Annotated in this window: 7 protein-coding genes; 6 read left to right on the forward strand and 1 reads right to left on the reverse strand. The window is 67.3% G+C overall.

Annotated elements, in window-relative coordinates; all coding sequences use genetic code 11:
- The first annotated feature begins 10 nt into the window (after window positions 1–10).
- From N7367_RS13880 to N7367_RS13890, 3 genes are all read left to right on the forward strand, one after another.
- Window positions 11–655, forward strand: a complete 645-nt coding sequence (locus tag N7367_RS13880) for an arylesterase (protein ID WP_053516417.1) — start codon at window positions 11–13, stop codon at window positions 653–655.
- Window positions 656–743: 88 nt separating this feature from the next.
- Window positions 744–1,457 carry a response regulator transcription factor gene (locus tag N7367_RS13885; RefSeq protein WP_002811889.1) on the forward strand — a complete coding sequence of 238 codons (714 nt, stop codon included), beginning with the start codon at window positions 744–746 and terminating at the stop codon, window positions 1,455–1,457.
- Between the two features lie 156 nt (window positions 1,458–1,613).
- On the forward strand, window positions 1,614–2,885 hold the full coding sequence (locus tag N7367_RS13890; protein WP_053516416.1) for a HAMP domain-containing sensor histidine kinase: 1,272 nt from the start codon (window positions 1,614–1,616) through the stop codon (window positions 2,883–2,885).
- An 80-nt stretch (window positions 2,886–2,965) separates the two neighbouring features.
- Here N7367_RS13890 and N7367_RS13895 read toward each other — a convergent pair whose 3' ends face one another.
- Entirely contained in the window at window positions 2,966–3,667 is a 702-nt protein-coding gene (locus N7367_RS13895) for an SGNH/GDSL hydrolase family protein (RefSeq protein WP_065182787.1), read from the reverse strand.
- Window positions 3,668–3,879: 212 nt separating this feature from the next.
- Between N7367_RS13895 and N7367_RS13900 the strand changes: the two genes are divergently transcribed.
- From N7367_RS13900 to N7367_RS13910, 3 genes are all read left to right on the forward strand, one after another.
- A complete protein-coding gene (locus N7367_RS13900) occupies window positions 3,880–4,275 on the forward strand; it encodes a diacylglycerol kinase (RefSeq protein ID WP_053516413.1) in 396 nt (131 codons plus the stop codon).
- A gap of 33 nt (window positions 4,276–4,308) precedes the next feature.
- Complete coding sequence (locus N7367_RS13905; RefSeq protein ID WP_004144462.1) at window positions 4,309–5,058, forward strand: TerC family protein; 750 nt, start codon at window positions 4,309–4,311, stop codon at window positions 5,056–5,058.
- Window positions 5,059–5,275: 217 nt separating this feature from the next.
- Complete coding sequence (locus tag N7367_RS13910) at window positions 5,276–6,436, forward strand: MFS transporter (RefSeq protein WP_053516410.1); 1,161 nt, start codon at window positions 5,276–5,278, stop codon at window positions 6,434–6,436.
- Window positions 6,437–6,633 lie beyond the last annotated feature (197 nt).

Here is a 6,633-nt window from a genome sequence, read left to right on the forward strand (position 1 = left end):
GGAGACTCCAATGCGCAAGACGGGATGGAGCCGGCGAGCCGGCATGATGATGGTGCTGTTGCTAGGGTTCCTGCTGTTGCCCGGGCTGGCCTGTGCCAAAGGTCCGGCCGGTACCGTCCTGGTGCTCGGCGACAGCCTCAGTGCTGCCCACAATATCCCTGCCGATGCCGGCTGGGTCAGCCTGCTGCAGCAGCGGGTCAGGCAGCAGTCGAAAACGCCGGCGCGGATCGTCAACGCCAGCATGAGCGGCGAGACCACCGCCGGCGCCCTGACCCGGCTGCCGGGCCTGCTGGCGAAGGAGAAGCCGGACGTGGTGGTGATCGCTCTGGGGGGCAACGACGCCCTGCGCGGGCTGACCCCGGCGCAGGTGCAGGGCAATCTGGAAAAGATGGTGCAGGCCAGCCAGAAGGCGGGCGCCAAGGTGCTGCTGCTGGGCATCGATGTGCCACCGAATTACGGCCCGGCGTACCGCCAGCGGCTGGCGGCCGCCTACCGCGCGCTGGCCGACCGCTACGCTGTGCCGCTGCTGCCGTTCCTGCTGGAGGGGGTGGCCCTGCAGCCGGGGATGATGCAGGCCGACGGTCTGCACCCCACCGCCCAGGCCCAGCCGAAGGTGCTCGACAACGTCTGGCCCCTGCTCAAGCCGCTGCTCTGAGCAGCGGATCGGACCTCTTGACGGAACTTCACATTGCCTCCACCGTCGATCCGGCATGTTTCACAAAGCTGAAGTTAGAGGGAATCACATGCGTCAGACGAAGGAGACTTCCGGCTTGGTGCTGGTGGTCGAAGACAACCGCAACATCTCCGAGATGATCGGCGAATACTTGGAAGGTCGTGGCTTCGAAGTCGACTATGCACAGGATGGCCTGGACGGCTACCGGCTTGCGGCGGAGAACAGCTATGACGTGGTGGTGCTGGACCTGATGCTGCCGCGGCTGGATGGCATCGAAGTCTGCCGGCGGCTGCGCAACGATGCGCGCAAATCGACGCCGGTGCTGATGCTGACCGCGCGCGATACGCTGGACGACAAGCTCACCGGCCTGGGTTTCGGTGCCGATGACTACCTGACCAAGCCGTTCGCGATCCAGGAACTGGAAGCACGCCTGCGCGCGCTGATCCGCCGCGAACGCCGCCAGGTGGGTTCGGAAGTGCTCAAGGTCGCCGACCTGGTGCTCGATCCGGTCAGCATGCGCGCCACCCGCGCCGGCACCGAACTGCAGCTGTCGCCGATCGGCCTGCGGCTGTTGACGATTCTGATGCGCGAATCGCCGCGGGTGGTCACCCGCCAGGAAATCGAGCGCGAGATCTGGGGCAACGGGTTGCCGGATTCGGACACCCTGCGCAGCCATCTGTACAACCTGCGCAAGATCATCGACAAGCCGTTCGATCGCCCGCTGCTGCATACCGTGCAGAGCGCCGGCTATCGCATTGCGGACATCGCCCAGCCGATGGCCTGAGCAGGGACCGTGCCGGTGCAGCTGCAGGCCCGGTGCGGTAGCGGACGGGCAACAGGGCAGGGGATGACCGACCGGCAGTGTCGGCGGTCATCATCCCTGCACGACCACGGCGCGGTGCGCTGCCTATAATCGCAGCGCTCTGACCGGGACCCCGCAATGCCGCACGGCCTGCCGCGCAAGATCCGTATCGCCTTCATCCTGCAGGCAGTGCTGGCCAGCCTGGGCATCCTGCTGGGCGCATGGCTGGTGTCGCTGGTCATCAAGCACAGCCTGGTCGGTGCAGCGCTGCGCGAGGAAGCGGCGTATTACTGGACGCTGCACGACGCGTCCCCCGCACAGCCCCCCCCCAATACGCAGAACATCCGCGGCTACCTGCTGGAAAGCGGCCAGTCCGCGTTGTCGCTGCCGGCTAACCTGCGCGACCTGGAGCCCGGTTTCCACGAACTGCCGGCGGATGACCAGCTGGTCCTGGTCGATGTGCGGCCGGCCGGCCGCCTGTATCTGGTATTCCTGCGCTCACGCGCGGAAATGCTGGCGTTCTGGTTCGGCATCGTGCCGGTGCTGCTGACCCTGCTGGCGGTGTATGGCGCCAGCTGGATCACCTATCGCGCGTCCAAGCGTCTGGTATCGCCGGTGAACTGGCTGGCGCGGCGCGTGTCGCGCTGGGATCCCGGCCACCCCGAGGCGGCTGATCTGGAACCGAACAAACTGCCGGCGGACATGCAGGGCGAGACCCGGCAGCTCGCCGCGGCCCTGCATTCGCTGGCCAACCGGGTCAGCGCGCATGTCGCCCGCGAACGCAACTTCACCCGCGATGCCAGCCATGAACTGCGCACGCCGTTGACGGTGATCCGCGTGGCCAGCGACATGGCGCTGGGGGATGATTCCCTGCAGCCGCGCCTGCGCCGCAGCCTGCAGCGCATCCAGCGTGCCGGGCGTGACATGGAAGCGGTGATCGATGCCTTCCTGATCCTTGCCCGCGAGGCGGATGTCGAGCCGCAGGTCGAGCTGTTCGATGTCAACGACATCGTCCGTCACGAGGTGGACAACGCCAACGAACTGCTGGGTACGCGCCCGGTCGTGGTGCACCTGCACAGCGACGGACCGGTGAATCTGCATGCGCCGCCGCGGGTGCTGCAGGTGGTGGTCAGCAACCTGGTGCGCAACGCCTGCAGCTATACCGACGAAGGCCGCATCGACGTGCATGTGCGCGACGACCGGGTGGTGGTGCGCGACACCGGCATCGGCATGTCTGCCGAAGCCCTGTCGCGCGCGTTCGAGCCGTTCTACCGCGCCGAACCCAGTCGCCCGCAGGGCACCGGACTGGGCCTGTCGATCGTGCGCCGGCTGTGCGATCGCTTCGGCTGGAAGGTCAGCCTCTCCAGCGAACCCGGGCAGGGAACCGAAGCCACCGTGATTTTCCGCTAGAGGGCTTTTGCCGGGTCAGAAGCGGGCATTCCGCGGAATGGCAGGGGTAGCGCCGGGCCATGCCCGGCGTGCGCAGTGCCTCAGTCGCAGGTCACCTTCGGTGCCAGCGCGCGGGTCCAGATGGCATATCCGGCGGGCGTCATGTGCAGCATGTCCTCACGGAACAGCGCGCGATCAGGCTGGCCGTCGGCGCCCAGCATCGGCGTGTAGATGTCGGTGAAGCCGGTGTTGGGCAGCCTGGCCAGCGCCGCCTTGACCAGCGTGTTGGCCTCGTTGATCGCCGGCAGCAGGTGCGCCCGTGACGGGCTGGGCTTGATCGACACGTATTCCACCCGGGTCTTGGGCAGGTCGCGATGCACGCGCTGCACGAAGGCGACCACATCGTCGCGCACCTGCACGGCGCTGCGGCCGCTGTTGAGGTCGTTGTCGCCGGCGTACAGGAAGACCTTGCACGGCGCGTACGGGATCACGATCTGTCCGGCATACCAGGTGCTGTCCCGGACTTCCGAGCCGCCGAAGCCCCGGTTGAACACCGGCTGGCCGGCGAAATCGGCCGCCAGGCTGTCCCACATCCGGAACGACGAACTGCCGATGAACTCGATGCCACCACGAGGCGGCGGGGCGACCTTGTCGGCGGCGGCGAAGGCGGCCATGTCGGCGGCCCAGGCCACGTTGGAGACCTGCTCGGGAACGCGGGGCGACGGCGAGGGAACGCGTGCCAGCGCCAGCGGCGCAAGGGTCAGCAGGCCCAGCATCAGCAGAGCGGGACGGCGGTGGGACATCGTGCACTCCAGGCAGGAAGGAGGGAGCCATCATAGGAGGCGGGCGCGGCCCGCGCTTGTCCCCGGCAGGCCATTCGGCCCGGCCGCGCGGAGTATGGCCGGCGGCCTTGTGGCAAAATGGCGACTGTCTGCCCATCCCTGTGCACCCATGACTCCCTGCCGTGCGTCTGAGCGGTCGCTGCGCCGCGCCCCCGTTGCTGGATGCTCCACCCGTGGCTGACCAGTTCGGCCACATGCCGCGCGGCCCGCGCCGCATCTTCCAGGCCGCGCGCTGGTCCTGGCAGGGCCTGCGGGCTGCCTGGCTGCATGAGTCCTCGTTCCGGCTGGAGGTCTACCTGCTGGTCCTGCTGACCCCGGTGGCGATCTGGCTCGGCCAGACCCCGGTGGAGCGCGCGCTGCTGATCGGCTCGATGCTGCTGGTGCTGGCGATGGAACTGGCCAACTCCGCCATCGAGGCCGTGATCGAGCGCTACGGCAGCGAGATCCACGAGCTGGCCGGGCGCGCCAAGGACATGGGTTCGGCCGCCGTGTTCGTGCTGATGATGAACGTACTGCTGTGCTGGGCCCTGGTCGTGGTCCCGCATGCACTGGCCGGCCGCTACGGCTGAACCCCCATTCCCCCACTGCCTTGAAGAGTTTCCATGTCCTTTGAGTTCCTCGCCGACCCCAACGCCTGGGTGACCCTGTTCACCCTGAGCGCGCTGGAAATCGTGCTCGGCATCGACAATCTGGTGTTCATCTCCATCGCGGTCAGCAAGCTGCCGGAAGAGCGCCGTCCCTTTGCGCGCAAGCTCGGCATCGCCGTGGCCTGCATCACCCGTATCGCACTGCTGGTGTCGCTGGCCTACCTGGCCCACATGTCCGCCAACCTGTTCACCGTGGCCGGCATGGGCATCTCCATCCGCGACCTGGTGCTGATCGTGGGTGGCCTGTTCCTGATCATCAAGGGTTACATGGAGATCAAGGAACTGATCACCGGTGGCGAAGACGAGAATCCGGCGACCAGCAAGGCGTCGGGCGTGTTCGGCATGGTCATCCTGCAGATCGCCATCATCGATATCGTGTTCTCGCTGGACTCGGTGATCACGGCCGTCGGCATCGCCGACCACATCCCGGTGATGGTCGCTGCCATCCTGCTGTCGGTGCTGGTCATGCTGCTGGCGGCCAATCCGCTGGGGCGCTTCATCGACGCCAACCCGACGGTGAAGATGCTGGCGCTGGCCTTCATCCTGCTGATCGGCGCGGTGCTGATCCTGGACGGCCTCGACGTGCACGTGCCCAAGCCGTACATCTACGCCGCGATGGGCTTCTCGGTGCTGGTGGAATGGTTGAACCTGCTGATGCGCCGTCGCGCGCGAGACCACCACGTGCCGGGCGCCGGCGACTGGTAAAGCGTATGACCTCGAACCCCCGGCCCGGCCGGGGGTTCTGCTTTGCGGGCTACCGCGTCCGCCGGGCCATGCCCGGCGGGGGCTTTTGCCTGCAATGCCGGCGTACACCTTCACTTGTGAACCCGTATCAACAGTGTTTTCCCCGGACAAGGCTTAATCCGGTGCGGCAAAGCGCGCAGGCTACGCGCTCCCGATTCCCGCCCCCAGGAAGTCCCCCATGAAGTCCAGAGCCGCATTGCTGGCGCTTGCCGTCGGCGCCTTCGCCATCGGCACCACCGAGTTCGCCCCGATGGGCCTGCTGCCGGTCATCGCCGACGGCGTAGGGGTTGGCATTCCCACCGCCGGCATGCTGATCACGGCCTACGCCATGGGCGTGATGCTGGGCGCGCCGGTGATGACGCTGCTGATGGGGCGGTTCGGCAAGCGCACCGCGCTGATGCTGCTGATGTCGATCTTCGTGGTCGGCAACCTGCTGTCGGCGCTGGCGCCGAACTATGGCCTGCTGCTGTTGTCGCGGCTGGTCACCAGCCTCAACCACGGTGCCTTCTTCGGTATCGGTGCGGTGGTCGCCGCCAGCCTGGTACCGAAGGACAAGCAGGCGGCGGCGGTGGCCACGATGTTCATGGGCCTGACCATCGCCAACATCGGCGGCGTGCCGCTGGCAACCTGGGTCGGCCAGCAGCTGGGCTGGCGCCTGTCCTTCGCCGGCACCGCAGTGCTGGGCGTGGTGGCGATCATCGCGCTCGGCCTGGCCCTGCCGGCCTCGGCACCGGGCCCGCGCCCGGACGTGCGCCGTGAACTGAAGGCGATCCTGCAGCCGCAGGTGCTGCTGGCCATGGCCACCACGGTGCTGGGCGCCGGTGCGATGTTCACCCTGTACACCTACGTGGCGCCGGTGCTGACCGAGCTGACCGGTGCCTCCAATGCCTTCATCGCGATGTCACTGGCGCTGATCGGTATCGGTTTCACCATCGGCAATGGCATCGGCGGGCGCATGGCCGACTGGTCGCTGGATGGCGCTACGCGGATCCTGCTGGCGGCGCTGGCGGTGTTGATGTTCGTGCTGCCGCTGGCCTTCATGAATCCCGTGACCGCAGCGCTGGGTGTACTGCTGTTCGGCGCGGCGACTTTCGCCATCGTGCCGCCGCTGCAGATCCGGGTGATGGAAGCGGCCACCGAGGCGCCGGGCCTGGCGTCGTCGATCAACGTGGGCGCGTTCAACCTCGGCAATGCCGTGGGTGCGGCGCTCGGCGGTGCGGTGATCAGCTCGGGCCTGGGCTACGCGGCCATTCCGGTGGCCGGTGGCCTGCTGGCGGCATCGGGCCTGCTGCTGGCGTGGCTGGGGCGTCCGCGCACTGCGGTGGCCGAAGCCTGCTGAGGGGTGTTGGATTCCGGCAGGGCTTGCAGCCCTGCACCCGCCGAATCAACGTCAACGGCAAAAGCAAAAGCCTGCATTCCCCGCCCCGCCTTCGACAGATTCCCGCGATCTGTCGCAACGGCGTTGCGCTCTGGTAGGTGTCGACCTTGGTCGACACGAATGCCTGAAGAACCGGCTTTTGCTTTTGATTTTTTCTT

It is taken from the genome of Stenotrophomonas sp. GD04145 (assembly GCF_029835135.1).
Lineage (GTDB): Bacteria > Pseudomonadota > Gammaproteobacteria > Xanthomonadales > Xanthomonadaceae > Stenotrophomonas > Stenotrophomonas maltophilia_P.